We start from the raw sequence: 24690 nt of genomic DNA, 5'->3' as shown, positions 1-24690 counted from the left end.
TGTCGTTGATCCGGGTCAAGGCCCGGGCGGATTTCGGCGCCCCGAACCCTGGCCCGGTTGCAACTGGATTTCCCTTTCGACGCGCGCGCGCTAGCCTCTTGCCAAAGGAGCATCCCATGAAACGCAATCGCCTTGGCCGGTCCGGCCTTCAGGTTTCCGAGCTTTGCCTCGGCTGCATGACCTTCGGAGAGCCCCTGCGTGGCGGCCATCCCTGGACGCTCCCGCGCGACCAATCCGAACCGCTGATCCGCCAGGCCTTCGAGGCGGGCATCAACTTCTTTGACACGGCCAATGTCTATTCGGATGGCTCGTCGGAGGAGATCCTGGGCGACTATCTCTGGACCCTGGCGCCCCGTGACGAGATCATCCTGGCCACCAAGGTCTTTGGCGACGCCCGCCCCGAACGCCAGGGCCTGTCGCGCCGCCTGATCTTCCAGCAGATCGACGCGAGCCTGCGCAGGCTGAAAACCGACCATGTCGACCTGTATCAAATCCACCGCTGGGACCCCAACACCCCCATCGAGGAAACCATGGAGGCGCTCCATGATGTCGTGAAGGCGGGCAAGGCGCGGTATATCGGGGCGTCCACCATGTATGCCTGGCAATTCGCCAAGGCCCAAGGCGTGGCGAAGGCCAACGGCTGGACCCGCTTTGTCTCGATGCAGAACCAGGTCAACCTGATCTACCGCGAGGAAGAGCGCGAGATGATCCCCCTGTGCCTCGATCAAGGCGTGGGCCTGATCCCCTGGTCGCCCATCGCGCGCGGCCACCTCGCGCGCCCTGCGAGCACCGTGACCCCCCGCACCGAGGGCGACGCCTATGCGCGCTATCTTTACGCCAAGACCGAGGCCGCCGATGCCGAGGTGATCCGCGCCGTCGAGGCCGTGGCCGCCGAGACCGGCCGGACCATGGCCCAGGTGGCCCTGGCCTGGGTGCGGCAAAAGCCCGGGGTCGCGGCGCCGATCATCGGCTTCTCGCGCCCCGAACAATTCGCCGAGACGCTCAAGGGCCTGGACCTGACCCTTTCGCCAGACCATGTCGCCCGGCTCGAGGCGCCCTATATCCCCCATCTTCCCCTCCACTGAAGGAGCCCATCATGACCCATCCCGCCCTGCGTTCCGGCCATACTGCCATCGTTACCGGGGCTGCCTCGGGCATCGGGCGGGCGGCGGCCCTGGCCTTTGCCCGCCTGGGGATGGAGGTCGCCCTGATCGACCTGCCCGGCCCGATGCTCGGCGAAGCGCGGGAGGCCGTGGCGGCCTTGGGGGTCAAGGCCCTGGCGCTGCCCGCCGATGTGGGCGACCGCGCGGCCCTGCAAGCGGCGGCCAGTCGCATCGCGACCGAGCTCGCCCCGGTCAGCCTGGTGATGAACAACGCCGGACGGGGTGAGAGCTCCTCTTGCCTCGGCGATCCCGGCGCCTTCGAGCGCACCTTCGCCGCCAATCTCTGGGGGGTGATCCATGGCACCCAGGTCTTTGGCGCGCTGGTGAGCCGGGGGGCGATCATCAACACGGGCTCCAAGCAGGGCATCACCACCCCGCCCGGCAACCCCGCCTATAACGTCTCGAAAGCCGCCGTGAAGGCCTTTACCGAGGCCCTGGCGCATGAGCTGCGGACCACAAGGCCCGAGGTCAGCGCCCATCTCTTGATCCCGGGTTGGGTCCATACCGGCATGACGGCGGCCTCTGGCGCGCCCAAGCCTGCAGGCGCCTGGACGCCGGAACAGACGGTGGATTTCCTGCTGCAAAGCCTGGATCGGGGGGATTTCTACATCCTCTGCCCCGACAACGACACGCCGCGCTCCTTGGACGAACAGCGCATGGCCTGGGCCATGGGCGATATCATCCAGAACCGCCCGGCGCTGTCGCGCTGGCATCCCGACTGGGCCGAGAGCTTCAAAGCCAGCCTCAAGTCCTGAAGGGGTCCAGCAGGTCCAGAAGCGGCAGCTCTGCCCCCATGCGCACCGCCAAAAGCGCCGTGCCGCTGATCTTGCGCTGCACGAAAAGCGTGGCGGCGGGGGGCAGGCTCCAGGCGGCGCGGTCGGCTCCGATGGGCTGGGCGAGGGCGCGCAGCCGGGCGACGAAGCTGCGGTCGGCAAAGGCGAAGACCGGCCGTGCCGCGACATGGTCCAGAAGGATCTGCGCCATCTGGTCGACCGCCGCCCCATGCCGCGCGATGAGCCCCGCCGAAAGGAACCCGCCCGAAACCAGCGCCTGCCGGATCGCGGGCACATCCCGCGCGAGCCCCGCCCGCAACAGCGCCCGGTAGGCCTCTGCCGTCTCGCGCGCCACGGGCCGCGCGGCGCCGAAGTCCAGAAGCACGATGCGCCCGGTGTCCTCCTGCCAGCGGTAATTGGCGAAATTCGGGTCGGTCTGCATCAGGCCAAAGTCGAAAAGCTCGCGCAGGACCAGCTCCAGCAGCGCCCCCAGCGCCGCGTTCTTCTGTGGTGAGCGCTCCAGCGTCTCGATGGGGCTGCCCGCGACGAAATCCATGGGCAGGATATTGGGGCGCAACAGGTCATCGACCGGGGCGGGCACGATGAAACGGTCGTCGCCCTGCAGCACCGAGGCGAAACGGCGCATCATATGGGCCTCGCGCAGGTATTCGGCCTCTTCGTGCAGCTGGCGCTTGGCCTCGGCCAGAAGCGGCGCGATATCCAGACCCGTGGGCAGGAGCCCCGACATCCGCAGAAGCGTCGCCACGTTGTCGATATCGGCGTCGATGCTTTTGGCGACGCCCGGATACTGCACCTTGACCGCCAAGACCCGCCCCGAGGCCAGGGTCGCGCGATGCACCTGCCCGATCGAGGCCGAGGCGATGGGCGCCATGTCAAAGCTCGCAAACCGGCTCCGCCAATCGGGCCCCCAGGCCGAGATCAAGACCCGGTTCAGCTGATGCACCGGCATGACATGGGCGTTTTCGCGCAGCTGCGACAGGATCGCGGTCAGCTCTGGCGGCAGGAAGTCGCCCGCATCCAAAGACAGCATCTGCCCCAGCTTCATCGCCGCCCCCCGCAGCCGCGAGAGCTGTTCGGTCACCCGCATCGCATTGGCAGGGGTCAGCAGCAGGTCCGACAGCTGCGGACGCTCCCCCTTGGCCAGGCGGCGCAGGCCCTCGCCCAGGACGCCACCCGCGACCCCGGTGGCGATCTGGCCAAAGGCGGCAAGCCGGGCCAGGCGGGCCTGGGGGACGGGGCGGAAACGGTCACTCATCGGAACAGCCTTTGCAGGTGGGGGCGGAGGCGCAAAAAGACGCGGTAGGCGACCTCAAAGGCCGGGGTCAGGGGCGGCCAGCCCGCAACGATCCCCAGGGGCCGCAGGATCGGGATGGCGCGCCACATGGCGGCAAAGGCGGCCGCGCCGTCGTAGAGCCTGTCGCCTTCCTGCGCATGGAACCGGGCGAGGATCTCGGCGCGGTCCAAGGGGCAGATGGCATCGGGGTCGCAGGCATCGACGAAGGCGATGGCGCCCCTGCGGTCAAGGCGGCGCATCAAGGCGATCTCGCGCCGGCAAAGCGGGCAGCCGGAGTCGAACCAGACGGTGACCTTAGCCATGATGGGCCAGAAGATCAGGCTCCAGCGCCTTGAAGAGCGCGGGCATCTTTTCCTTCAGCGCGAAGAAGCCCTTGCGGCAAAGGGGCCAGGTGCGGGCGTCCCAGTCGCGCAGGACCTCGGTCACCTGGGCCTCGGCGCGCAGGGGCTCCAGCCGGTCGGCGGTGGGGCCGAGGGGGGCGAAACCGGTGACGATCTGCGCAGGCGCGTCTTTCAGCGTGGCGCGGGTCAGGGGGCCAAGGACCTGGGCCAGGGGGAAGGCCTGGCGCGCACGGGTCAGCGCGTCGTCCAGCGCGATGCGGTCGGCCTCGGTCTCGCCGGGCAGATGGGCGATGGCGGTGATGGGCGGCAGGGGAAACGTCTCCAGCGAGAGGTCCTCGACGGTCAGCAGCAAGAGGCTCGGTGCCTTGGGGTCGGGGCGGAGGGGGCTTCGCGGAGCTTGCGGATCGGGCGTCATGAAGCCGTCGCGCGGCAGGGTCGCCTTGGTCGCAAGCCCCTTGGGGCGAAAGCGCCCGCCCGTCATGTCCTGGATCCGCACCGCATCGGCGAGGTAGAACTTGCCCGGCGTATGCAGCCCCGCGACCCAGCGCCAGGAGAGCGTGTTCGACGCCGGGTCGCCATCGGCAAAGCGCCCCAGCGTCAGATCGGCCCCCAGCTCCCAGGGCAGGCCCAGGGTGAAAATCCAGATCGAGGCGAATTGCATCCGCGCCCAGTTGTGCAGGTAGCCGGTCTCTTCCAATTCGGTCATCCAGCCGTCGAAAGCGTCGATGCCGGTGCGGGCCTCCACCGCTTCGGCATGGCGGCGGGCGAGGGTGCGGTCCTGCGTCAGCCGCTCTTGCCAATGGGCGAGGCTGGCGCGGTAGCCCGCCCAGACCGCCGGGCGGGCCTCCAGCCAGCCCTTCCAATAGGTCCGCCACAGGACCTCGGACAGGAATTTCTCGGCCTTCATGCCGTGGCGGTCCAGGACGGCGCGGGTGACCTCCTCTTCGCTGATCAGCCGCCGCCTCAGCGCCGCCGAGAGGCCCGAGACATGGACATGGCCCCCCAGCCCGCGGTCATGGTTGCGCAGCCTTGCATAGGCCGCGCCTGCGTCGGGCAAAAAGGCCTCCAGCCGGGCGAGGGCCGTGGCACGGGTCAGGGGGAAGGGGGTCATCATGGGCCTGCGGGTTATTGCAGGGCTTAGGTAAAGCGCCGGGGCCTCAGGGCAAGGTGCTTAACCACGGCAGGATCAGGCTGGCCAGCCCATCGGTTGCCTCTTCATGCGCCAGGTGGCCAAGTTTCGCCAGATGGGTGACCTCGGCCCCCGGGATGCGGGCGGCGGCCTGGTCCGAGACCCGGGGCGGCACGGCGCGGTCACCCTCCGAGGCGATGAGCCAAACCCGCGTCCGCGTCTGGGGCAGGCGCTGCAAGAGCCCCTCGAGCCGCCACCCCGCCATCATGGCAAGCGCGCCCGAGATATGGTCGGGGTCCTGCACGAGGCGGAGATACTGACCTCGCCCCTCGGCATCGAGCGGTGACCCCGTTCCAGCCAGAAGCCGGGCGACCGAGGCGGGCGTGCCCGAGAGCCGCGCCGCCGCACGGGCGAGGAAGGGAGCCGCCGCCAGCGTCCGGGCGATGGCGGGGAACAAGAGCGCCGCCAGCCCGTCGAAACCGCCAAGCGCTGCGTTCAGCCCGATCACGGCTTGGATGGGACGGAGTTCCGCCATGCGCAACCCGATGGCGGCCCCGGCGGAGTGGCCAATGACGGCCTTGGGCGTCACGCCAAGGTGATCCATCAGGGTCCAAAGATCCTCGGCCATCCCGTCCAGCCCCATCCGGCCCATGGCACGGCTTTGGCTGGCCCCCTGGCCCGGCAGGTCGGGGATGATGACGCGGTAATGCTGGGCCAAAAGGGGCGCCAGGCGGCGGAAAGAATGGCCAGAGGCGCCGGTGCCATGCAGCAGCAGCAGGTCCGGCCCCTCTCCCATCGTCACCACCCACCAGCGATGCGGGGCCAGGGCCACCCTTTGACCCAGGCCCCGGAAGGGCCAGTCGGGGGGGAGGCGCGCGGGCTCCATCAGTCCGGCAGGGCGGCCGAGAGGGTCCGCGCCATGGCTCCGGCCTGGGCACGGGGCAGCGCCATATAGCGTGCCCCCATCGCAGCGGCCAGGAGGGCAAGCCCCGGCTGCGGCCGGTTCGAGACATCCAGAACCAGGGCCCCCAGCCCGGCGGCGCGGATCGCCCTGGCGGCCGCCAGCGCATCGGCCTCGGCCCCCAGGCGGCCCGGCGCGCCGTTGCGGGCGATGTTGCCGCGCCCATCGGTCAGGATGGCGAGCGTCGGCGTCATCCCCTTGCGTCGGGCGGCCAGCGCCGTGGCCAGGGCCAGGTCCAGGCCGGAAGCGAGCGGCGTGCCCCCGCCCCCCGGCATCCCCGCCAGCCGCGACTTGGTGCGCGCCAAGCTGCGCGTCGGCGGCAGGATCAGCTCGGCCCCCTGGTTGCGGAAGGAGAGAAGCGCGACGTGATCGCGCTTCACATAGGCCTCGGCCAGGAAAAGCTCGACCGCGCCCTTGGCCTCGGCCAGCCGCGCCACCGCCGAAGATCCCGAGGCATCGACGGCAAAGATCAGAAGCCGGTCGGAATGTTCGGCGCGCCGCTTCAGCCGCAGGTCAGAGGGGCGCAGGATCAGAGCGGGGCCATCGGGGCGCTCCTTGCGGCGCGATGGCTGCCAGGGGGCGGCGGCCCTCAGCGAGGCCAGGAGGTCCAGCTGGGACGGGGTCGCGGGCTTGCCGGGGCGGGCGGAAAGCGGGTGGCCGTGGCGGCTCCCTTGCCGCTCTTGCCCCGCGCCTTTGCCGCCGGGGGCTTGGCGGGCCTTGGCGTTTGCCAGCTGCTCTAGAAGCGCGGGAGGAAGGGCGACGCGCGCGGCGGCCAGGATGATCTCGGCCAATGAGGGGTCGCGGAGGGGTTGGTCCTCCTCCGGCGCCTCTCCCTGCTCTGGTTCAGGCGGGGGAGGTGCCTCTTCCGGCGCTTGCTCCATCGGCGGGAGGGCGCGGTGGGAAAGCGTCAGGGCAGCGGCCTCTTCGATATCCTCGGGGGCGGCCGTGGTCCGTCCCGACAGCGCGGCCAGCGAGCGGGTCAGCGCCACCAGGACCAGGAGGGCGCGGATCGGGCGGACACCGAGGGACTCCGCCGCCTGGGCCATCTGCAGAAGCGCGCCTTCGGGGAGGGTCACCTGGGGCCGCAGGGCGCGGGCCGCCGTCAGGTCTGGCAGATCGAAGGGCTCGAGCCGCGCTTCCGACAGGTCGAGGAAAATCCCCAGCCGGTCGGTCAGGGCGGGGGGCAGCGCCTCGTCCTCCGCCGCGCTTTCGTCCATAGCGATCAGCGCGTGCTGGCCACCGTCCAGCGCCTGCGCCAGGCGCGCGCCGAGGCCGGGCCCCGTGCGCTCGGCCATGGGCAGGATCATCACGCAGGGCTGGTCCAGGATCCCCGGCCGCCGGATCGCCCGCCCGGCCTGCAAGGTCAGCGCCAGGTCGAGGCCGCCAAACAGCGCCTCGTCGGAGATCGAAGGGTGAAGCCGCCGCTGCGGCAGGGCAAGGGCCGGGCGCAGGGCGGCCAGCACCAGGTCCCGCGCGGGGGAGGCGCGGCCGTAAAGCCAGAGCCCTCCCACCGCCAGCGGGTCCAGCGCAAAGGCCGCCAGCGCGCGGGCCAGGTCTGTCATGGCAGATGCTCGGCCAGGATGCGGGCGATGCGGACGCCCTGCCCCGCCTCGTCCAAGGGGTCGCGGCGCAGGCGATGGGCCAGCACCATGGGCGCCACCTGCCGCAGGTGATCGCGGGTGACCTTGGAGGCCCCCTGGTAGGCCGCCAGCGCGCGGGAGGCCTTGAGGAGCGTCAGTTCGCCGCGCAGCCCGTCGGAGCCCACTGCCAGGCACAGGGTCGCGCAGTCATAGATCAGCGTATTGGGCGCCTCGGTGCGGGGGAGCGCCCCCCGCGCCATCAGGATCGCGGCGCAAAGCGCCTGGTCCTGCGCCGCCCATTGCCCCATGAAGCCCAGGGGATCGCGGTCATAGGCATCGCGGCGCAGAACGACCTCCACCCGCGTGGCGGGGTCCTTCGGCGTGGCCACATCGACCGACAGGCCGAAACGGTCAAGGAGTTGCGGGCGCAGTTCGCCCTCCTCGGGGTTGCCCGAGCCCACCAGCACAAACCGCGCCGGGTGGCGGATCGACAGGCCGTCGCGTTCGACCACGTTCTCGCCCGACTGGGCCACGTCGAGAAGCAGATCGACGATGTGATCCTCCAGGAGGTTCACCTCGTCGATGTAAAGATAGCCCCGGTTGGCCCGCGCCAGGAGCCCCGGCTCATAGGCCTTCTCCCCGCGCGAGATGGCGCGTTCGATGTCCAGGGCGCCGACCACCCGGTCCTCCGAGACCCCAAGCGGCAGGTCCACCACCGGGGTCGGCTTCATTACCAGCGAGAGGTCGGCAACCCGCGCCCAATCCGGCACCATCTCGGGGCGCGGAGAGTTCACCGGGCAACCCGCCACGGCCTCGATCGGCGGCAGAAGCGCGGCCAGAGCCCGGACAGCGGTGGATTTCCCGGTCCCCCGGTCGCCAAAGATTAGCACCCCCCCCAGCGTCGGATCGACGGCGGTCAGGACCAGGGCCAGCTTCATCTCCTCCTGGCCGACGATGGCCGAGAAAGGATAGGCCGCGGGCCGCGCCTGGGGGCGGGGGGCGAGGGCGGGTTCTCTCATGCGACGATCCTTTCGGGTTGGGTCAGGGGCGGCATGCCGGACCATTGGCCCTGCGTGCCCAGCACCTGGAAGCGGGCGTAAAGCTCTTCGGAGAACCAGTCGCCCTGGCGGACCTGGGTCACCGCCTCGGCATGGGGTCCGGGGGCATGGGCGAAGCGGGCCATGGCGGCCATGTCGGGCCAGACCGAGAAGGTGACCTGGTGCAGAAGCGGAACCTCGCCGATGCCGATCTTGAAGAGCACGTCGGGGTTGGCGCCGATGCGGTCGTTGACCTCGGGCACGCGGGCCCAGAAGGCGGTCAGCGCCCGGGGTTTGACGGTGGCGCGGGTCAGGACGGCGAAGGGGCCGTGGGAGGGTCCGGGCTCGGGCGGGAAGGGTTGCGCGCCCGACCAGGAGCCGCGTGCGGTCAGGGGGCGCATCAGGATGGAGAGGCTCTCGGCGGCGCGGGCGCGCCAGCGGGTCCAGATGGGGCTTTGCAGGCCCTGTTCGGCGGCCTTCAGGTCCTCCCAGACCGCCAGGATCGCCCAGACCCGCCCATCGGGCCGGAAGGAGAATCCATGCCCCGATCCCGCGCCGCAGAGCTTCCAGAACCGCAGGCCCGGCAGCCGCGCCAGGCCCGGGCGGGCCAGCGCCATGCGTGAAAGCCCCCAAAGACGGGAGCCCGCGCCGTCATGGCGGAACAGGGTCAGGCTTGCGGTGGGAATGGCGCTTCCCCTTCATCATATGTCACTTTGACTTTACACTTTCCGCAGGGCTTGGAAAGGAAAATCCCGAAGCGCTTGGCGGAATCCCGTCCTCAGCCCCCGGTTTCTGCGCGATAAACCCGGGCGCCGCAAAGACGTTGTAAATTAAACTGGACAGTCTATCATCGCCTTCATGCGCATGAACTCACTCACCCAAAGAGCCGATCCTTCCTCTGCCATCGTCATCGGGGCGGGGCTTGGAGGCCTTGCGACCGCCATGCGGCTGGGGGCGAAGGGGTATCGCGTCACGGTCCTGGACAAGCTGGACCGCCCCGGGGGCCGGGGGTCGTCGATCACGAAAGGCGGCCACCGATTCGACCTTGGGCCGACCATCGTGACCGTACCCCAGGGGCTGCGCGACCTCTGGACGGCCTGCGGGCGCGACTTCGACCGCGATGTGACGCTGGTGCCGATGGACCCGTTCTACGAGATCCGCTGGCAAGATGGCACGACCTATGCGCCCCGCATCGACGACGCCGCCAGCCGGGCCGAGGTCGCGCGGATCGCGCCAAAGGACCTCGCGGGCTATGACCGCTTTCTCGCCGATGCCGAGGCGCGTTACCGCTTCGGCTACCTCGACCTGGGCCGCAAGCCGATGCACCGGCTGGTCGACCTGCTAAAGGCCCTGCCGCGCTTTGCGATGCTCCGCGCCGACCGTTCGGTCTATGCCCATGCGGCGGGGCGGGTGAAGGACGACCACCTGCGCTTTGCCTTGTCCTTCCATCCGCTTTTCATCGGCGGAGACCCGTTCCATGTGACCTCGATGTATGCCCTCGTCAGCCACCTGGAGCGCGCTTTCGGCGTGCATTACGCCATGGGCGGGGTGCAGGCGATTGCGACGGCGATGGCCAAGGTGATCACGGCCCAGGGCGGCCAGGTGATCCAGGGCGCCGAGGTCGATGAGATCGTGTTGACCGAGGGCCGCGCCTCGGGCGTCAGGATGGCGGATGGGTCGGTGATGCAGGCGCCCGTCGTGGTGTCGAATGCCGATGCGGGCCACACCTACAGCCGCCTGTTGCGCAACCATGCGCGCCAGCGCTGGACCGATGCCAAGCTGAAACGCCAACGCTGGTCGATGGGGCTTTTCGTCTGGTATTTCGGGACCAAGGGCACGCGGGAGACATGGCGCGACGTGACCCATCACACGATCCTCGTGGGTCCGCGCTACAAGTCCCATATCCGCGACATCTTCCAGACCGGGCGGCTTGCCCCGGACATGAGCCTCTATGTCCACCGCCCCTCCGTCACCGACCCCAGCTGCGCCCCTGCCGGGGATGACACCTTCTATGCGCTGTCTCCCGTGCCGCACCTGGGCCATGGGACGACCGATTGGGCCGAAGAGGCCGAACCCTATCGCCAAAGCGTGCAGAAGGTGCTGGAGGAGCGGCTTTTGCCGGGCCTTGGCGACCATATCACCGAAAGCCTCTGCTTCACGCCCGAGACCTTTCAGTCGCGCTATCTCTCGCCCCTCGGCGCGGGGTTCTCGATCGAGCCGCGGATCCTGCAATCGGCCTGGTTCCGCCCGCATAACCTGTCCGAGGAGATCCCGGGGCTTTACCTCGTCGGCGCGGGCACCCATCCCGGCGCGGGCGTGCCGGGGGTGATCGGGGCCGCCGAGGTGACGGCGGGTCTGATCCCCGAGGCACCGCATGCCCTCCCCTTCCGGATGGCCGCCGAATGATCGCGCCTGCGGATATGGCGACCTGCCGCGCGATGATCCGCACCGGGTCCCTGTCCTTCCACGCGGCCTCCAAGCTTCTCCCCGCCCGCGTCCGCGACCCGGCGCTGGCGCTTTACGCCTTCTGCCGCGTCGCCGATGACGAGGTCGACGAGGGCCACGACAAGGATGCGGCCGTCCTGCGCCTCTCGGACCGGCTGGACCTGATCTACCAGGGCCGCCCGCGCGACCATGCCTCGGACCGCGCCTTTGCCGCCGTGGTGCAGGATTTCGACCTGCCCCGCGCCCTGCCCGAGGCTCTGTTGGAGGGCCTGGCCTGGGACGCGCTCGGCCGCCGCTATCAGACGCTTTCGGGCGTTCTGGACTATTCGGCCCGGGTTGCCTCCTCGGTCGGGGCGATGATGTGCGTGTTGATGCGGGTGCGCGAGGCGGATGCCCTGGCCCGCGCCTGCGACCTGGGGCTGGCCATGCAGCTGACCAACATCGCCCGCGACGTGGGCGAGGATGCCCGCGCCGGGCGGCTCTTCCTGCCGCTGGACTGGCTGGAGGAGGCGGGCATCTCGCCCGAGGCCTTCATGGCCGACCCCCGCCCCTCGGAGGCCCTGTCGCGCGTCGTGGCGCGGCTTCTGGCGGTGGCCGAGACGCATTACATCCGCGCCGCCGCCGGGGTGGCGCGCCTGCCGCTGGATTGCCGCGCCGGGATCTTTGCGGCGGGGCGGATCTATGGCGCCATAGGCCATGAGGTCGCCCGCGCAGGCCATGACAGCATCACGCGCCGCGCCCGGACCTCGGGCCGCCGCAAGCTGGCGCTCCTGGCGCTCGCGGGGGCCGAGGCCGCGCTTTCTCCCATCCTGCCGATCTCGGCCCGGCTGCATGCCCGCCCCGCGCCGGAAGTGGCCTTCCTCGTCGAGGCCGCAGCCAAGCCCCTCCGCCGCGCCTCGCGGTCCGAGGCCCTGATCCGGGTTCTCAGCCAATTGGAGCAACAGGACCGCAACACCGCGTGAAAGCCCTTGGGTTTGAGCGTCGCAGCGCCTATCTGCAAGCAAAAGCGAGGCACCCATGGACCTGACCCTGTTCTTCATTCACCTGGCCGCCTGTGCCGCCCCCGCCACGACGGGCGCGATGTTCCAGCCGGGCGAGTGGTACAACGGCCTCAAGAAACCGACCTGGACCCCGCCGCGTTGGGCCTTTCCCGTGGCCTGGACCACCTTCTACATCCTGATGAGCGCCGCCGCCGCCCGCGTAGGCGCGCTGGAGGGCCCCGGCGTCGGCCAGGCCATGGGCCTCTGGTCGCTGCAAATCGCCTTCAACACGCTCTGGACCCCGGTCTTCTTCGGCCTGAAGCGGATGCGGGCGGCGCTCTTCGTCATGGCCGCGCTTTGGACCTCGGTGGCGCTGACCACGGTCAGCTTCCTGTCGATGGACCTTTGGGCGGGGCTGATGTTCGTACCCTACCTCGCCTGGGTCACCGTGGCAGGCGCGCTGAACCTGTCGGTCCTGCGGCTGAACCCCGATTACGCCCGCTGACTAGGCGCGGCTTCGGGGAACCCTTAGCGCAATCATCGGCTTCAGCCAGGGCCAGGCATAGCGGTCGAGGTCCAGGGCCTCATGGACCCCGGTGAACTGCTCGCCGCCGAGCGTCACATCCACCGCCGCGCGGGAGTAAAACGGCGCGTCCAGAAGCATGGCGGTCTGGCGCGGCGTGGTCCCCGCATCGGCCCGCGTCTCACGCGGGAGGCGCCAGGCGGTCGGCTTCATCGCCACCAGCGGAGGCGCCTCGGTCTCGGTCACCTGGCCCAAGGCGTCAAAGCCGAGGGAAAGCCCCAAGGTCGAGCCATCCCGTCGCAGCCCATCATAAAACACCACCCCCCGCCCCGAAGCCGCATAGCGCCCCCAGGTCCAGCGGCGGAAATCGGTCTCCAAGGGCCGCGCGCCGAAATTGGCGTCGAAATAGCCGTGACCCTTCCAGGCGGGTTGGCCGTCGAGCTCGACCTTGATGCGCGAGAGGGGGGCGAAGGGGCGCCAGATGTGGCGGGCCCCGGGGTCAAGCACGGCCTCCACCCTTGTCACGGCCTCAGGCGTCAGGGTGATCTTGCCCCGCACCCGGCCAAAGCGGGGGGCGGCGCCCTTTTCGTCGATCTCGATCACCAGCGCGCCATTCGCCCAGGTCATCCGGCTGGGCCCGATCTGAAGGCTTTCGCGCGATTGCCGCAGCGCGCTTTCGCCCCGGTCGGTCATGGTGAACCGCGGGCTGCCCCCCCAGGTCACCACGTTCAGGCAGACATGGTTCTGCGGCCTGCGCCGTCCCGACCAGTGATACCAGGGCGAAAACACCGTCCCGATGAAGCCGATCACCGAGACGGCGCGCGTCCCGTCGTCCGAGACGCCGTCGACATACCACCAGGCATAGCCCCCGGCCGGCGGAGAGACCCGGAAATCCGGTCCTTCCAGATCGTCTCGACCGCATGCCGCCCGGAGAGCAGAGCCATCGGCACCCCCGCCCCCGGATGCGCCCCGCCCCCCGCGAGGTAAAGCCCCGGCACCCGGGTCCGCGCTGTGGGCCGCTGAAAGGCCGCGAGGCTCGCCTCCGGACTGCCGCCATAGATCGCCCCGCCCGAGCCCGGATAGGCCCGCGCCAGCGCCTGGGGCGTCAGAAGATGCGGCGTCTCGGGCGCCAGGGTCAGGCCGAAACGCGTCAGGGGCGGAAAGGTCCTTTGGTGGCATGTCTGCTCCTCTGCCGCGGAGGCGGGTTGGCCTGCGGGGCCGTTCATGATGATCTCGAACCGCTCACGCGCGGGGGGTGTGCGGCCCGGGAGCCGGTCCTGCGCGCAGAGGTAAAGCGTGGGCTGGGTCGGCATCTCGCCCTTGGCGATGGGGCCCCACTCGCCCGAGGGATCGGGGGTGAAGAAGAGGTTGTGGTGCAGGAGGTCTACGCCCTGCGGCTTGGCGGCAAAGGCCCAGACCCAGGCCGAAAGGCTGCGCTTCGGCCCCGTGCCCGGCAAGGCGGCCTTGGCGGCCGAGCCAAGGAAGCCCTGCCGCAAGGCCTCCGGGTCGCCCGCAAAGACGCAGGTGGCGCAAGACAGGAACTGCCCGCCCTCGGTCTCGACCCCGCAGACCGCGCCGTCCTGGAGCCTGATGCGCCGCGCGCGGGTGGCGTAAAGGAAGCGGACTCCCAGGGCCTCGGCCATCCGGGCCAGCGCTGCGGCCAGCGCCGAGATCCCGCCCTGGACGGCGAAGACGCCCTCGGATTCCACCCGCCAGATCAGCGCCAGCACGGCGGGCGACAGATGCGGACGGCCGCCGACATAGGTGGCATAGCGGCCGAATAGCTGCACGAGGCGCGGGTCGGCGAAGTGGCGTTGCAACAGGCCTTGCAGGCTCTGCCCCGGGGCCAGGGCCGGCCAGATCGCGGGCCGCGTCATGACCGCCCTGAGGACCCCCAGCATCGAGGGCCGGGGGCGCGAGAGGATCGGCGGAGTCAGCGCCTCCGCGAGGTCCGAGGCGAGCTGGTCGAACCGGCGGAAGGCTGCGGCCTCTTTCGGCCCGGCAAAGGCCTCGATCGCGGCGCTGTTGGCCTCGCGGGAGGGATACAGGTCCAGGCGGCTGCCATCGGTCCAGAAGTGTCGGGCGAGTTCGGGCAGGGCAGTCAGGGTCAGCTGATCGTCCATGCGCTGGCCTGCCAGGGCAAAGAGCTCTTCGGCCAGGTCGGGCCAGGTGAGGACGGTGGGGCCGGTCTGCGCCGGACCCGCCGCCGTGGGGACAGCGCGGGCCTTGCCACCCGGAGCGGCTTCGGCCTCAACCACGGTGACAGCGAGGCCAAGCGCGGCCAGCCGGATGGCGGCGGCAAGGCCTCCCATCCCGGCGCCGATCACCACGGCACTGTCGCCCGCCTCACGCATCGGCTTCCCCTTGGGAGATGCTCCCACCTGGCAGATTAGTGTAAATTTAGGTTTACACAAGCTTGGCGCTGAGTCACAGTCCGGGAAACCTCAGGAGGCGCCGATGTCCGTCGAAGCAAGGATCGAGCAGGCTTTGAAGGCGGCGCTCGCCCCCGTGGTCAGCCCTCCGAAACTGGCCGCCGCCCTGCCCTATGCGGTCTTTCCGGGCGGCGCGCGGGTGCGGCCCACGATCCTTCTCTCGGTGGCGCTCGCCTGTGGCGACGACCGCCCCGACCTGTCGGATGCCGCCGCCGCGAGCCTGGAACTGATCCACTGCGCGAGCCTTGTCCATGACGACCTGCCCGCCTTCGACGACGCCGATACACGGCGCGGCAAGGCCACCGTCCACCGCGCCTATTCCGAGCCCCTGGCCGTGCTGGCCGGTGACAGCCTGATCGTCCTGGCCTTCGACACGATCTCCCGCGCGGCGGGTCTTGCGCCGGACCGCGGCCTGGCCCTGGTCTCGACTCTGGCCACCCGCACCGGGGCGCCCCTGGGCATCTGCGCCGGTCAGGCCTGGGAGAGCGAGCAGTCCATCAACCTGTCGGATTATCACCGCGCCAAGACGGGTGCCCTGTTCATCGCGGCGACGCGGATGGGGGCGATTTCGGCAGGTCACGACCCCGAGCCCTGGGAGGAACTGGGCGCCCGGATCGGCGAGGCTTTCCAGGTGGCCGATGACCTGAAGGACGCGCTGCAGACCGAGGCCGAGACCGGGAAGCCCGTGGGTCAGGACGCGGCGCATATGCGGCCCAATGCGGTCGCGCGGCTGGGGGTGGCGGGGGCCATGGCGCATATGCAGAACATCCTGGCGGGGGCGATTTCCTCGATCCCCTCCTGCCCCGGCGAGGCGCATCTGGCGCAGCTCGTCACCGCCTATGCCCGCCGCCTGACCGGACAGCCCGCCACGCGGCCGGCCTGAATGGACGGGCCTTTCACGACCCCGCCCCGCCCGCAAGGCTGGCTGGTGCGCCTGGCGCTTTCTCCACGTTTCCATAGGCTTGCCGAGCGTCTGCCCCTGGTCCGCCGCTTTGCGCGGGCGGAAGGAGAGGCGCTTTTCGACCTGGTCCAGGGCTTTGTCCGGTCCCAGGTTCTGATGGCCTTGGTCAACCTTGGACTGCTGGCCCGCCTGGCGCGAGGCCCCGAGACGACCGAGGATCTGGCGCTTCTGACCCGCGTCCCCCTGAACCGGATGGAGATCCTTCTGAAGGCCGCCACCGCCCTCAAGCTGGTCCGCAAGAGGGGCACGCTCTGGCACCTGACCCCGCGCGGCGCGGCCTTTACCGTGGTGCCGGGGCTGGCGGAAATGGTCTCGCATCACCGCGCGCTTTATGCCGACCTGGCCGATCCGGTGGGCTTTTTCCGCGGCCCCGAGACGACGCAACTGGCGGGCTTCTGGCCCTATGTCTTCGGCGCGGGCATCGGCGACCCCGAGGCGCATAGGTTCAGTCGTTTGATGGCCGAAAGCCAAACCCTCGTCGCCCGCGACACCCTGGCCCAGGTGGATTTCAGCGGCCAAAGCCACCTTCTGGACGTGGGCGGAGGGCATGGCGCCTTCCTCTCGGCGGTCGCGGCCAGGCACCCGGGGCTGCGGCTGACGCTCTTCGACCTGGGCCAGGTCGTGGACAGCGCCCCGCCCCTGCCCGCCCAGATCACCAAGGTCGCGGGGTCATTCCGCGACGACTCGCTCCCCCTGGGCGCCGATTCCCTCTCGCTGATTCGGGTGCTTTACGACCATTCCGACGCGACGGTCGCAGGGCTTTTGGCCCGCGCCTTCGAGGCCCTGCCCAAGGGCGGGCTCCTGGTGATCTCGGAACCCATGTCGGGCGGAGACCAGCCCGACCCCGCCACCGACATCTACTTCGCCATCTATACCATGGCCATGCAAACCGGCCGCACACGCTCGGTTGCAGAGATCTCGACCCTGCTGCAAGCCGCCGGATTCGTCCAGATCACCAGCCCGGCTCCCGCGCGGCCCTATGTGACCCGCGTGCTCACGGCACGGAAGATCTGAAGCGGCTTCACAAGAAGTGTCACTTTAAATTGACATGTATGACTGTCTGGTTAAGATGACATGAAGGGAGCAGCAGAGTCTGCCCCACTCAGCGAGGTGCAATGCAGACCCAGGCGATCATCCTCTCGGCCCCCCGGTCCATCGGACTGGCCGAGGCCGGTCTGAAGGCCCCCGGGGCCGCAGACCTGGTGGTGGCCGTGCGGCATTCGGGCATCTCGACGGGCACCGAGAGGCTCTTCTGGCAAGGCACGATGCCGCCCTTCCCGGGCATGGGCTATCCGCTGGTCCCCGGTTACGAAAGCTTCGGCGAGGTCGTCGAGGCCGGGGTCGAGACCGGCTTCCGCCCCGGCGAATGGGTCTTCGTCCCCGGCGCAAATTGCTATGAAAACGGGCTGCGCGGGCTCTTTGGCGGGGCTTCGGCGACGCTGGTGACGCCCGCTTCGCGCGTCAGCCGCCTTGACCGTGGCGTAGGCCCCGAGGGCGCGCTACTCGCCCTGGCCGCGACCGCGCGCCATGCGCTGGCGGGCTTCGGCACCGCGCTTCCCGAGCTCATCGTGGGCCATGGCGTGCTGGGTCGCCTGCTCGCCCGCCTGACCCTGGCGGCCGGAGGCGCTGCGCCGACCGTCTGGGAAACCAACCCGACCCGCCGCGACGGCGCCCTTGGCTACGAGGTCATCGACCCCGAGACCGACCCCCGCCGCGACTACAGGTCGATCTATGACGCCTCGGGCGTCGACCTCTTGGACACCCTGATTCCCCGCCTGCAAAAGGGCGGCGAGATCGTGCTCGCGGGCTTTTACACCCAGCCGCTGAGCTTCGCCTTCCCGCCCGCCTTCATGAAGGAAGCCCGCATCCGCATCGCCGCCGAATGGCAGGCCGATGACCTGGTGGCGACCCGCGCCCTGATCGAAAGCGGCGCCCTGTCGCTTGCGGGTCTCATCACCCACCGGTCGAAAGCGGCTGAAGCCCCAGCCGCCTATGACACCGCCTTCAACGACCCCGCCTGCCTGAAAATGATCCTGGATTGGAGCGCGACATGACCTTGGACATTCCGAACCTGAAGGATTTCGACGCAAGGCTGCGCGACGAGGCCGCCGAGGAACCGACGCTGGAGGTGCCCCACGAGGTCACCAAGAAGACCCAGATCATCGCGATCTATGGCAAGGGCGGGATCGGGAAGTCTTTCACGCTGGCGAACCTCTCTTGCATGATGGCGGAGCTGGGCAAGCGCGTCCTGCTGATCGGCTGCGACCCGAAGTCGGACACCACTTCGCTGCTCTTTGGCGGCAAGGCCTGCCCCACGATCATCGAGACCTCGACCCGCAAGAAGCTGGCGGGTGAAGAGGTCAAGATCGGCGATGTCTGCTTCAAGCGCAACGGCGTCTTCGCGATGGAGCTGGGCGGCCCCGAAGTCGGTCGCGGCTGCGGCGGGCGCGGCATCATCCATGGCTTCGAGCTCCTGGAGAAGCTGGGCTTTCACGACTGGGATTTCGACTATGTCCTCCTGGACTTCCTGGGCGACGTGGTCTGCGGCGGCTTTGGCCTGCCGATTGCGCGGGACATGGCGCAGAAGGTCATCGTGGTGGCCTCGAACGACCTGCAAAGCCTCTATGTGGCGAACAATGTCTGCTCGGCGGTCGATTACTTCCGCAAGCTCGGCGGCAATGTCGGCGTGGCGGGCATGGTGATCAACAAGGACGACGGCACGGGCGAGGCTGCGGCCTTCGCCAAGGCTGTGAACATTCCCGTGCTGGCGGCGATCCCCGCCGATGACGACCTGCGCCGGAAATCCGCGAACTATCAGATCGTTGGGTCGAACGCGACGCAATGGGGCGCGCTCTTCACCGAGCTCTCGATCAACGTGGCCGAGGCCCCGCCGCTGCGCCCCAAACCCCTGACCCAGGACGGGCTTCTGGCGCTTTTCGACGCCGAAACCACCGGCGCGGATTTCGTGCTGGAGCCTGCGAATGACGCCGACATGCGCGGCAAGAATGCCGTGGACCGCCCCTCGCTGGAGGTCATCTACGACCATGTGTGACCTCGAAGCCCTTGCCCGCTTCGAAGAGGCGCTGCGCCGACTGGGGAGGCGCTCATGACCGATATGGGATGCCACTCCGGCGCAGACCGCATGGAGGCCGAGGCCCGCGCCAATGGCAATGCCGAGGTGCTGGACCGTTTCAAAGCGGATTACCCGAAGGGGCCGCATGACAAGCCGCAAAGCATGTGCCCGGCCTTTGGCTCCCTGCGCGTGGGGCTGCGGATGCGGCGGGTGGCGACGGTCCTGTCCGGGTCTGCCTGCTGCGTCTATGGCCTGACCTTCGTGAGCCATTTCTACGGCGCCCGGCGGTCGGTGGGCTATGTGCCCTTCAACTCGGAAAGCCTGGTGACGGGCAAGCTGTTTGAAGACATCCGCGATGCGGTCCATGAACTGGCCGATCCGGCGCGTTATGACGCGGTGGTGGTGACGAACCTTTGCGTGCCCTCTGCCTCGGGCGTGCCCTTGCGGCTTTTGCCCAACGAGATCAATGGCGTGCGGATCGTGGGCATCGACGTTCCGGGCTTTGGCGTGCCGACCCATGCCGAGGCCAAGGACGTGCTGGCCGGCGCCATGCTGGCCTATGCGCGCTCCGAGATCGAGGCGGGCCCGGTGCCGGCCCCGGCCGCTGGCCGCTCGGATCGCCCGCAGGTGGCGCTTCTGGGCGAGATGTTCCCGGCCGATCCGATGATGATCGGGGCGATGCTGGCCCCCATGGGGCTGGCGGTCGGCCCGGTCGTCCCCTGCCGCGAATGGCGCGAGCTTTATGCCGCGCTGGATTGCGGTGTCGTGGCGGCGATCCATCCCTTCTATACGGCGTCCATCCGCGAGTTCCAGGCGGCGGGGCGCAAGGTCCTGGGCTCGGCGCCCGTGGGATACGAGGGCACGATGGCCTGGCTGGCGGCTGTGGGCGAGGCCTATGGCGTGAGCCCGGCCGCCGCGCAGAATGCCTTTGGGCCTGCGATCAAGGGCGCGCTTGCCGCCAATCCCATCAAGGGGCGGATCACGGTTTCGGGCTATGAGGGCAGCGAGCTTCTGGTCGCGCGGCTCTTGATCGAAAGCGGCGCCGAGGTGCCTTACGTCGGCACGGCCTGTGCGCGGAACGAATGGTCAGCGGTCGACCGCGACTGGCTGGAGGCCCGGGGCGTGGTGGTGAAATACCGCGCGAGCCTGGAGGATGACCTCGGCGCGATGGAGGCCTTTGCCCCCGACCTCGCCATCGGGACGACCCCCCTGGTGCAGAAGGCCAAGGAGATGGCGCTTCCGTCGCTCTATTTCACCAACCTGATTTCGGCGCGGCCCTTGATGGGTCCGGCGGGGGCGGGGTCCTTGGCGCAGGTGGTCAATGCGGCCATGGCGGGCAAGGGCCGGATGGAGGCCATGCAGGACTTCTTCGAAGGCGTGGGCACCGGCGATACCGCCGGCATCTGGGAGGGCGCGCCGAACCTGCGCCCCGACTTCCGCGCCGCGCATCAGAAGAAGCTGGACAAGCAGGCCCGCGCGGCCAAGGCGGAGGAGATGATATGATGTCTCCTTGCTGGCTGCCGTCGCAACTGGGGGGTTTCACACCCCCCAGACCCCCCGTGGGATATTTGGGCAAATGTGAAAGCATGGAGGGTTTTCCATGCTGATCCAGGATCATGATCGGGCCGGGGGCTATTGGGGCGCGGTCTATGCCTTTTGCGCCTGCAAGGGGCTGCAGGTGGTGATCGACGGGCCGGTGGGGTGTGAGAACCTGCCGGTGACCTCGGTCTTGCATTACACCGACGCTTTGCCGCCGCATGAGTTGCCCATCGTGGTGACGGGCCTCGGTGAAGAGGAACTGGGGCGCGAGGGGACCGAGGGCGCCATGCGCCGGGCCTGGAAGACACTGGACCCGGCGCTGCCTGCGGTCGTGGTCACGGGCTCCATCGCCGAGATGATCGGCGGCGGCGTGACGCCGATGGGCACCAATATTCAACGGTTCCTGCCGCGCACCATCGACGAGGACCAGTGGCAGGCCGCTGACCGCGCCATGACCTGGCTGTTCACCGAATTCGGCCAGACCAAGGGCCGCATGCCGCCCGAGGCGCCGCGGGCGCCGGGCTCCAAGCCCCGGGTGAATATCCTCGGGCCGATGTACGGCGTCTTCAACATGGCCTCGGACCTCCACGAGATCCGCAGGCTGATCGAAGGCATCGGCGCCGAGGTCAACATGGTGCTGCCCTTGGGCGCGCACCTGGCCGAGATGCGCCATCTGGTGAATGCCGATGTGAATATCGTGATGTATCGCGAGTTTGGCCGGGGTTTGGCCGAGGTCCTGGGCAAGCCCTATCTGCAAGCGCCGATGGGCATGAGTTCCACGACCTCATTCCTGCGCAAGTTGGGGGAGCTTTTGGGGCTGGACCCGGAGCCCTTCATTGCGCAGGAAAAGCATTCGACGCTGAAGCCTCTGTGGGACCTGTGGCGGTCCGTCACGCAGGATTTCTTCGCCACGGCCTCTTTCGCCATTGTCGCGAACGAGACCTATACCCGCGGCATCCGCGCCTTTCTGGAAGACGACATGGGCCTGCCTTGCGCCTTTGCCACGGCCAGGAAACCCGGGGAGAAGACCAACAACGAACAGGTTCGCGCCAGCCTGAAGGCGCTGAAGCCGCTCGTCGTTTTGGGCTCGATCAACGAGAAGATCTACATGGCGGAGTCGCGCGGCGGCTTCGGGCCGCAACCCTCCTTCATCCCGGCCTCCTTCCCCGGCGCGGCCATCCGCCGCCACACCGGCACGCCCTTCATGGGCTATCAAGGCGCGGTCTACCTGGTGCAGGAGATCTGCAACGCGCTTTTCGACGCTCTGTTCCACATCCTGCCGCTTGGGTCGGAGATGGACTCCGCCGCCGCCACCCCCGCCACGCTGAAGCGCGACTTCCCCTGGGATGTCGATGCCCAGATGGAGCTGGAGCGGATCGTGGCCACGCATCCCGTCCTGACCCGCATCTCTGCCGCGCGCAGCCTTCGCGATGCGGCCGAGAAGGCGGCTCTCGATGCCGGGGCCGAGCGGGTCGTCATGGAATTCGTCTGCGGCCTGAACGGGCCCGGAACGGCAAAAACCGCAGCGCCCCAGGCGCCTGGCGCGGTCAAGGAAACGGTCGGGGCCGAAGCCCCTGGGCCCATGGGAGGACCAAAATGAGCGACCAAAGCGCCGACCACCACGCGCGGACCCCGCGCTCGGAGTTCAACAGCTATTACGCGCTGATCCTGACCTTTGCCATTCCGGTGGAGACGCTGGCCTGGGGCCTTTCGGCCCTGTGGCACCGCCGCCTGCCCTGCGCGGGTCCGATCGCCCGCGCCCGCCGCACGGCGACCGAGATCACGCCGATGATCTTCAGGCCGTAAGGCCCCGACATCTTCCGGCCGCAAGGACCGGAAGCCCTTCCCTGCCGTGGTGCGCCCGCCCGTCAGGTCACTGCCTCCCCCCCACCAAAGGGGGAAACCCTTGGTCCGGCATTCCGCCGGCCAGGACCCAGCCGCAGGGTTTGCGGTTCAGTCTGCCCATCCGGAGGATAGAATGGCTGATAAATCTGACCTGAGTTTCACGGGTCTCAATGACGAGCAGGCGCAAGAGTTGCACTCCGTCTATATGAGCGGGCTTTGGCTTTTCACCGCCATCGCCGTCGTCGCGCATATCGCGGTCTACATCTGGCGCCCCTGGTTCTGAGGAGGATCACACCATGTCCAAGTTCTACAAGATCTGGCTCATCTTCGATCCCCGTCGCGTGTTCGTGGCACAGGGCGTGTTCCTGTTCCTGCTCGCGGCGATGATCCACCTCGTGCTGCTGTCGAACCCCGCCTACAACTGGTTCGACATCGCCTCGGCGAAGTACAACTACGCCCCGGCCGCGGTTCCCGCGAACTAGGCTCTGCTGCGGGCGGCAGCTAAGCCGGTCGCCCGCGCATTCCACCAAACGAGGAGGGAGCCATGGCACTGCTGAGCTTCGAGAGAAAATACCGCGTGCCGGGTGGCACGCTGGTCGGCGGGAACCTGTTCGACTTCTGGGTCGGGCCCTTCTACGTCGGCTTCTTCGGCGTCACGACGATCTTCTTCGCGATGCTGGGGACCATCCTGATCTTTTACGGGGCGACGCTGCAAGGCGTCTGGAACCCCTGGCTGATTTCGATCAACCCGCCGCCCGTGGAAATGGGCCTGTCCTTCGCGCCGCTGCGTGACGGCGGCCTGTGGCAGGTCATCACGATCTGCGCCACGGGGGCTTTCATCTCCTGGGGCCTGCGCGAGGTTGAAATCGCGCGCAAGCTTGGCATGGGGCTGCATGTTCCGGCCGCCTTCGGCATCGCGATCTTTGCCTATGTCACCCTGGTGGTGATCCGGCCGATCCTGATGGGCGCTTGGGGCTATGCCTTCCCTTACGGCATCTTCAGCCATTTGGACTGGGTGTCGAACACGGGCTATACCTTCGGGAATTTCCACTACAACCCGGTCCATATGCTGGCGGTGAGCTTCTTCTTCACCAACGCCCTGGCCCTGGCTTTGCATGGTGGCCTGATCCTGTCGGCGGCCAACCCTGAAAAGGGCAAGACCATGCGGACGCCCGATCACGAGGACACCTATTTCCGCGACCTGATCGGCTATTCCGTCGGCACGCTGGGCATCCACCGCCTGGGGCTTCTCCTGGCCGTCAACGCGGCCTTCTGGTCGGCGATCTGCATCGTCATCTCGGGGACGATCTGGTTCGACCAATGGGTCGTCTGGTGGGACTGGTGGCTGCAACTGCCGTGGTGGGCCGGTATCGAGGGAGGCGTGAATGGCTGAGTATTCCAACATCTTCACCCAGGTCCAGGTCCGGGGCCATGCCGAAATGGGCCTGACCGAAGAGGTCGACCTGCACAACCGAACCCAGACCACGGGCTTTTCGACGCTGGCGGGCTGGTTCGGCAATGCGCAGCTGGGCCCCGTCTACCTGGGCACGATGGGCGTCATCTCGCTCTTCTCCGGCGCGGTCTGGTTCTTCCTGGTCGGCGCCTGGTACTGGTACCAGGCGGGCTTCAACCCGGCGGTCTTTGCGCGGGATCTCTTCTGGTTCTCGCTCGAGCCCCCGGGCCCGGAATATGGCCTGGGCTTCGCCCCCCTGGGCCAGGGCGGGCTCTGGCTGATCGCGTCCTTCTTCCTTCTGGTGTCGGTCTGTTCGTGGTGGGTGCGCACCTGGCTTCGGGCGCAGGCGCTCGGCATGGGCAAGCATGTCTCCTGGGCCTTCGCTTCGGCCATCTGGCTCTTTTTGGTCCTGGGCCTCATCCGCCCGGTCCTGATGGGCTCCTGGTCCGAGGCCGTGCCCTACGGCATCTTCAGCCACCTCGACTGGACGAACAACTTCTCGCTGACCTATGGCAACCTGTTCTACAACCCCTTCCACGCGCTCTCGATCGCCTTCCTTTACGGGTCGGCCCTTCTCTTCGCGATGCATGGGGCGACCATCCTTGCGGTCTCCCGCTTTGGCGGCGACCGTGAGCTGGAGCAGATCGTCGACCGGGGCACGGCATCCGAACGGGCGGCGCTCTTCTGGCGCTGGACCATGGGGTTCAATGCCACGATGGAGGGCATCCACCGCTGGGCCTGGTGGTGCGCGGTCCTGGTGACGCTTACGGGCGGCATCGGCATCCTGCTGACGGGCACGGTCGTCGACAACTGGTATGTCTGGGCGCAGGTCCATGGCTATGCGCCGCAATGAGGAAAAGGTCATGAGCGACAACTACTTCAACGAAGGCAAGACGACCTCGATCACCTTCTGGGCGCTGGGTCACATGGCCAAGGGCATGGGGCTTGCCCTGGCCTTCTGCCTGGCCCTGGGCCTGATCTATGCGGTGATCTGGGGGGTGGGGCAGCTCCTGCCCGATGCCTCCAAGACCATGCCTTCTCCCTATGGTCAGATCGAGAGTCCCCTTCCCTTCCTGGTCTGATCTTTGGACCGGGGCCGCAGCAGTACGGCCCCGGTCCGTCTCATCCGGGCTTTAGCCA

Annotated in this window: 25 protein-coding genes and 1 pseudogene; 17 read left to right on the top strand and 9 right to left on the bottom strand. The window is 68.6% G+C overall.

Translation table 11 applies throughout. The annotated features are described in order from the left end of the window. Positions 1-116 precede the first annotated feature (116 nt). Together GV832_RS02500 and GV832_RS02495 are read left to right on the top strand one after the other, a co-directional pair. A complete protein-coding gene (locus GV832_RS02500; protein ID WP_168773248.1) occupies positions 117-1085 on the top strand; it encodes an aldo/keto reductase in 969 nt (322 codons plus the stop codon). An 11-nt stretch (positions 1086-1096) separates the two neighbouring features. After that, the gene (locus tag GV832_RS02495) at positions 1097-1918 is read left to right on the top strand and encodes an SDR family NAD(P)-dependent oxidoreductase (RefSeq protein ID WP_168773247.1); all 822 of its coding nucleotides are present in this window, start codon (positions 1097-1099) and stop codon (positions 1916-1918) included. Here GV832_RS02495 and GV832_RS02490 read toward each other — a convergent pair. The 7 genes from GV832_RS02490 to crtA are packed head-to-tail and all read right to left on the bottom strand — an operon-like array spanning position 1908 to position 8970. Continuing rightward, positions 1908-3212, bottom strand: a complete 1305-nt coding sequence (locus GV832_RS02490; RefSeq protein WP_168773246.1) for an ABC1 kinase family protein — start codon at positions 3210-3212, stop codon at positions 1908-1910. The genes GV832_RS02495 and GV832_RS02490 overlap by 11 nt on opposite strands. Beyond that, positions 3209-3553: a thiol-disulfide oxidoreductase DCC family protein gene (locus GV832_RS02485; protein ID WP_168773245.1), complete on the bottom strand. Its 345-nt coding sequence runs from the start codon at positions 3551-3553 to the stop codon at positions 3209-3211. Before GV832_RS02485 ends, GV832_RS02490 begins: the two co-directional genes overlap by 4 nt. Beyond that, a complete protein-coding gene (locus tag GV832_RS02480; RefSeq protein WP_227754190.1) occupies positions 3546-4706 on the bottom strand; it encodes an FAD-binding domain-containing protein in 1161 nt (386 codons plus the stop codon). The genes GV832_RS02485 and GV832_RS02480 overlap by 8 nt, the downstream gene beginning before the upstream one ends. Positions 4707-4749: 43 nt before the next feature. Beyond that, the gene (gene bchO, locus GV832_RS02475) at positions 4750-5607 is read right to left on the bottom strand and encodes an alpha/beta fold hydrolase BchO (protein WP_168773244.1); all 858 of its coding nucleotides are present in this window, start codon (positions 5605-5607) and stop codon (positions 4750-4752) included. Continuing rightward, the gene (locus GV832_RS02470) at positions 5607-7244 is read right to left on the bottom strand and encodes a magnesium chelatase subunit D (RefSeq protein ID WP_168773243.1); all 1638 of its coding nucleotides are present in this window, start codon (positions 7242-7244) and stop codon (positions 5607-5609) included. The genes bchO and GV832_RS02470 overlap by 1 nt, the downstream gene beginning before the upstream one ends. Further along, positions 7241-8281 (bottom strand): magnesium chelatase ATPase subunit I, encoded by a 1041-nt coding sequence (bchI, locus tag GV832_RS02465; protein ID WP_168773242.1) that lies wholly within the window; start codon positions 8279-8281, stop codon positions 7241-7243. Before bchI ends, GV832_RS02470 begins: the two co-directional genes overlap by 4 nt. After that, the gene (gene crtA / locus GV832_RS02460) at positions 8278-8970 is read right to left on the bottom strand and encodes a spheroidene monooxygenase (RefSeq protein ID WP_354001917.1); all 693 of its coding nucleotides are present in this window, start codon (positions 8968-8970) and stop codon (positions 8278-8280) included. Before crtA ends, bchI begins: the two co-directional genes overlap by 4 nt. A 193-nt stretch (positions 8971-9163) precedes the next feature. Between crtA and GV832_RS02455 the strand changes: the two genes are divergently transcribed. Genes GV832_RS02455 through tspO form a run of 3 tightly spaced genes read left to right on the top strand, consistent with a single transcriptional unit; the run spans position 9164 to position 12229 of the window. Next, a complete protein-coding gene (locus GV832_RS02455; protein WP_168773241.1) occupies positions 9164-10705 on the top strand; it encodes a phytoene desaturase in 1542 nt (513 codons plus the stop codon). Beyond that, a complete protein-coding gene (gene crtB / locus GV832_RS02450; protein WP_168773240.1) occupies positions 10702-11706 on the top strand; it encodes a 15-cis-phytoene synthase in 1005 nt (334 codons plus the stop codon). The genes GV832_RS02455 and crtB overlap by 4 nt, the downstream gene beginning before the upstream one ends. A 55-nt stretch (positions 11707-11761) precedes the next feature. Continuing rightward, positions 11762-12229, top strand: coding sequence for a tryptophan-rich sensory protein TspO (gene tspO, locus GV832_RS02445; protein WP_168773239.1), 468 nt, complete (start codon positions 11762-11764; stop codon positions 12227-12229). Here the strand turns inward: tspO and crtC are convergent, their stop codons facing one another. Together crtC and crtD are read right to left on the bottom strand one after the other, a co-directional pair. Next, the gene (gene crtC / locus GV832_RS02440; RefSeq protein WP_168773238.1) at positions 12230-13057 is read right to left on the bottom strand and encodes a carotenoid 1,2-hydratase; all 828 of its coding nucleotides are present in this window, start codon (positions 13055-13057) and stop codon (positions 12230-12232) included. Then, the gene (gene crtD / locus GV832_RS02435; RefSeq protein WP_168773237.1) at positions 13054-14601 is read right to left on the bottom strand and encodes a 1-hydroxycarotenoid 3,4-desaturase CrtD; all 1548 of its coding nucleotides are present in this window, start codon (positions 14599-14601) and stop codon (positions 13054-13056) included. The genes crtC and crtD overlap by 4 nt, the downstream gene beginning before the upstream one ends. Before the next feature lie 103 nt (positions 14602-14704). On the opposite strand from crtD, the gene GV832_RS02430 reads away from it, so the two are divergent. The 12 genes and pseudogenes from GV832_RS02430 (at position 14705) to pufX (ending at position 24632) form a co-directional block, all read left to right on the top strand. Then, entirely contained in the window at positions 14705-15562 is an 858-nt protein-coding gene (locus GV832_RS02430) for a polyprenyl synthetase family protein (protein WP_168773236.1), read from the top strand. Continuing rightward, positions 15563-16654 carry a methyltransferase gene (locus GV832_RS02425; protein ID WP_168773235.1) on the top strand — a complete coding sequence of 364 codons (1092 nt, stop codon included), beginning with the start codon at positions 15563-15565 and terminating at the stop codon, positions 16652-16654. 101 nt (positions 16655-16755) lie between these two features. Beyond that, on the top strand, positions 16756-17694 hold the full coding sequence (bchC, locus tag GV832_RS02420) for a chlorophyll synthesis pathway protein BchC (protein WP_168773234.1): 939 nt from the start codon (positions 16756-16758) through the stop codon (positions 17692-17694). Then, a complete protein-coding gene (locus GV832_RS02415) occupies positions 17691-18692 on the top strand; it encodes a chlorophyllide a reductase iron protein subunit X (RefSeq protein ID WP_168773233.1) in 1002 nt (333 codons plus the stop codon). The genes bchC and GV832_RS02415 overlap by 4 nt, the downstream gene beginning before the upstream one ends. A gap of 54 nt (positions 18693-18746) precedes the next feature. Then, positions 18747-20216, top strand: a complete 1470-nt coding sequence (gene bchY, locus GV832_RS02410; RefSeq protein ID WP_168773232.1) for a chlorophyllide a reductase subunit Y — start codon at positions 18747-18749, stop codon at positions 20214-20216. A 97-nt stretch (positions 20217-20313) separates the two neighbouring features. After that, positions 20314-21762, top strand: a pseudogene (gene bchZ / locus GV832_RS02405) (chlorophyllide a reductase subunit Z); the annotation flags it as partial. A gap of 86 nt (positions 21763-21848) precedes the next feature. Then, complete coding sequence (pufQ, locus tag GV832_RS02400; RefSeq protein ID WP_168773230.1) at positions 21849-22058, top strand: cytochrome PufQ; 210 nt, start codon at positions 21849-21851, stop codon at positions 22056-22058. Between the two features lie 172 nt (positions 22059-22230). After that, a complete protein-coding gene (gene pufB / locus GV832_RS02395) occupies positions 22231-22380 on the top strand; it encodes a light-harvesting antenna LH1, beta subunit (RefSeq protein ID WP_168773229.1) in 150 nt (49 codons plus the stop codon). A gap of 13 nt (positions 22381-22393) precedes the next feature. Next, complete coding sequence (gene pufA, locus GV832_RS02390; RefSeq protein WP_168773228.1) at positions 22394-22579, top strand: light-harvesting antenna LH1, alpha subunit; 186 nt, start codon at positions 22394-22396, stop codon at positions 22577-22579. A 62-nt stretch (positions 22580-22641) separates the two neighbouring features. Then, the gene (gene pufL / locus GV832_RS02385; protein ID WP_168773227.1) at positions 22642-23490 is read left to right on the top strand and encodes a photosynthetic reaction center subunit L; all 849 of its coding nucleotides are present in this window, start codon (positions 22642-22644) and stop codon (positions 23488-23490) included. After that, positions 23483-24403, top strand: coding sequence for a photosynthetic reaction center subunit M (gene pufM / locus GV832_RS02380; RefSeq protein ID WP_168773226.1), 921 nt, complete (start codon positions 23483-23485; stop codon positions 24401-24403). Before pufL ends, pufM begins: the two co-directional genes overlap by 8 nt. Positions 24404-24413: 10 nt before the next feature. Beyond that, complete coding sequence (gene pufX, locus GV832_RS02375) at positions 24414-24632, top strand: RC-LH1 core complex protein PufX (RefSeq protein ID WP_168773225.1); 219 nt, start codon at positions 24414-24416, stop codon at positions 24630-24632. Positions 24633-24690 lie beyond the last annotated feature (58 nt).

This window comes from Stagnihabitans tardus (genome assembly GCF_009925085.1).
Lineage (GTDB): Bacteria > Pseudomonadota > Alphaproteobacteria > Rhodobacterales > Rhodobacteraceae > Stagnihabitans > Stagnihabitans tardus.
Note: the sequence above shows the minus strand (reverse complement) of the source record. Positions and strands in the feature narration are given on the sequence as shown.

Excerpts from the sequence above, each read along its gene's own strand:
- GV832_RS02500 (WP_168773248.1), top strand. The coding sequence starts at position 117 with ATGAAACGCAATCGCCTTGGCCGGTCCGGCCTTCAGGTTTCCGAGCTT.
- GV832_RS02495 (WP_168773247.1), top strand. The coding sequence starts at position 1,097 with ATGACCCATCCCGCCCTGCGTTCCGGCCATACTGCCATCGTTACCGGG.
- GV832_RS02490 (WP_168773246.1), bottom strand. The coding sequence starts at position 3,212 with ATGAGTGACCGTTTCCGCCCCGTCCCCCAGGCCCGCCTGGCCCGGCTT.
- GV832_RS02485 (WP_168773245.1), bottom strand. The coding sequence starts at position 3,553 with ATGGCTAAGGTCACCGTCTGGTTCGACTCCGGCTGCCCGCTTTGCCGG.
- GV832_RS02480 (WP_227754190.1), bottom strand. The coding sequence starts at position 4,706 with ATGATGACCCCCTTCCCCCTGACCCGTGCCACGGCCCTCGCCCGGCTG.
- bchO (WP_168773244.1), bottom strand. The coding sequence starts at position 5,607 with ATGGAGCCCGCGCGCCTCCCCCCCGACTGGCCCTTCCGGGGCCTGGGT.
- GV832_RS02470 (WP_168773243.1), bottom strand. The coding sequence starts at position 7,244 with ATGACAGACCTGGCCCGCGCGCTGGCGGCCTTTGCGCTGGACCCGCTG.
- bchI (WP_168773242.1), bottom strand. The coding sequence starts at position 8,281 with ATGAGAGAACCCGCCCTCGCCCCCCGCCCCCAGGCGCGGCCCGCGGCC.
- GV832_RS02455 (WP_168773241.1), top strand. The coding sequence starts at position 9,164 with ATGAACTCACTCACCCAAAGAGCCGATCCTTCCTCTGCCATCGTCATC.
- crtB (WP_168773240.1), top strand. The coding sequence starts at position 10,702 with ATGATCGCGCCTGCGGATATGGCGACCTGCCGCGCGATGATCCGCACC.
- tspO (WP_168773239.1), top strand. The coding sequence starts at position 11,762 with ATGGACCTGACCCTGTTCTTCATTCACCTGGCCGCCTGTGCCGCCCCC.
- crtD (WP_168773237.1), bottom strand. The coding sequence starts at position 14,601 with ATGCGTGAGGCGGGCGACAGTGCCGTGGTGATCGGCGCCGGGATGGGA.
- GV832_RS02430 (WP_168773236.1), top strand. The coding sequence starts at position 14,705 with ATGTCCGTCGAAGCAAGGATCGAGCAGGCTTTGAAGGCGGCGCTCGCC.
- GV832_RS02425 (WP_168773235.1), top strand. The coding sequence starts at position 15,563 with ATGGACGGGCCTTTCACGACCCCGCCCCGCCCGCAAGGCTGGCTGGTG.
- bchC (WP_168773234.1), top strand. The coding sequence starts at position 16,756 with ATGCAGACCCAGGCGATCATCCTCTCGGCCCCCCGGTCCATCGGACTG.
- GV832_RS02415 (WP_168773233.1), top strand. The coding sequence starts at position 17,691 with ATGACCTTGGACATTCCGAACCTGAAGGATTTCGACGCAAGGCTGCGC.
- bchY (WP_168773232.1), top strand. The coding sequence starts at position 18,747 with ATGACCGATATGGGATGCCACTCCGGCGCAGACCGCATGGAGGCCGAG.
- pufQ (WP_168773230.1), top strand. The coding sequence starts at position 21,849 with ATGAGCGACCAAAGCGCCGACCACCACGCGCGGACCCCGCGCTCGGAG.
- pufB (WP_168773229.1), top strand. The coding sequence starts at position 22,231 with ATGGCTGATAAATCTGACCTGAGTTTCACGGGTCTCAATGACGAGCAG.
- pufA (WP_168773228.1), top strand. The coding sequence starts at position 22,394 with ATGTCCAAGTTCTACAAGATCTGGCTCATCTTCGATCCCCGTCGCGTG.
- pufL (WP_168773227.1), top strand. The coding sequence starts at position 22,642 with ATGGCACTGCTGAGCTTCGAGAGAAAATACCGCGTGCCGGGTGGCACG.
- pufM (WP_168773226.1), top strand. The coding sequence starts at position 23,483 with ATGGCTGAGTATTCCAACATCTTCACCCAGGTCCAGGTCCGGGGCCAT.
- pufX (WP_168773225.1), top strand. The coding sequence starts at position 24,414 with ATGAGCGACAACTACTTCAACGAAGGCAAGACGACCTCGATCACCTTC.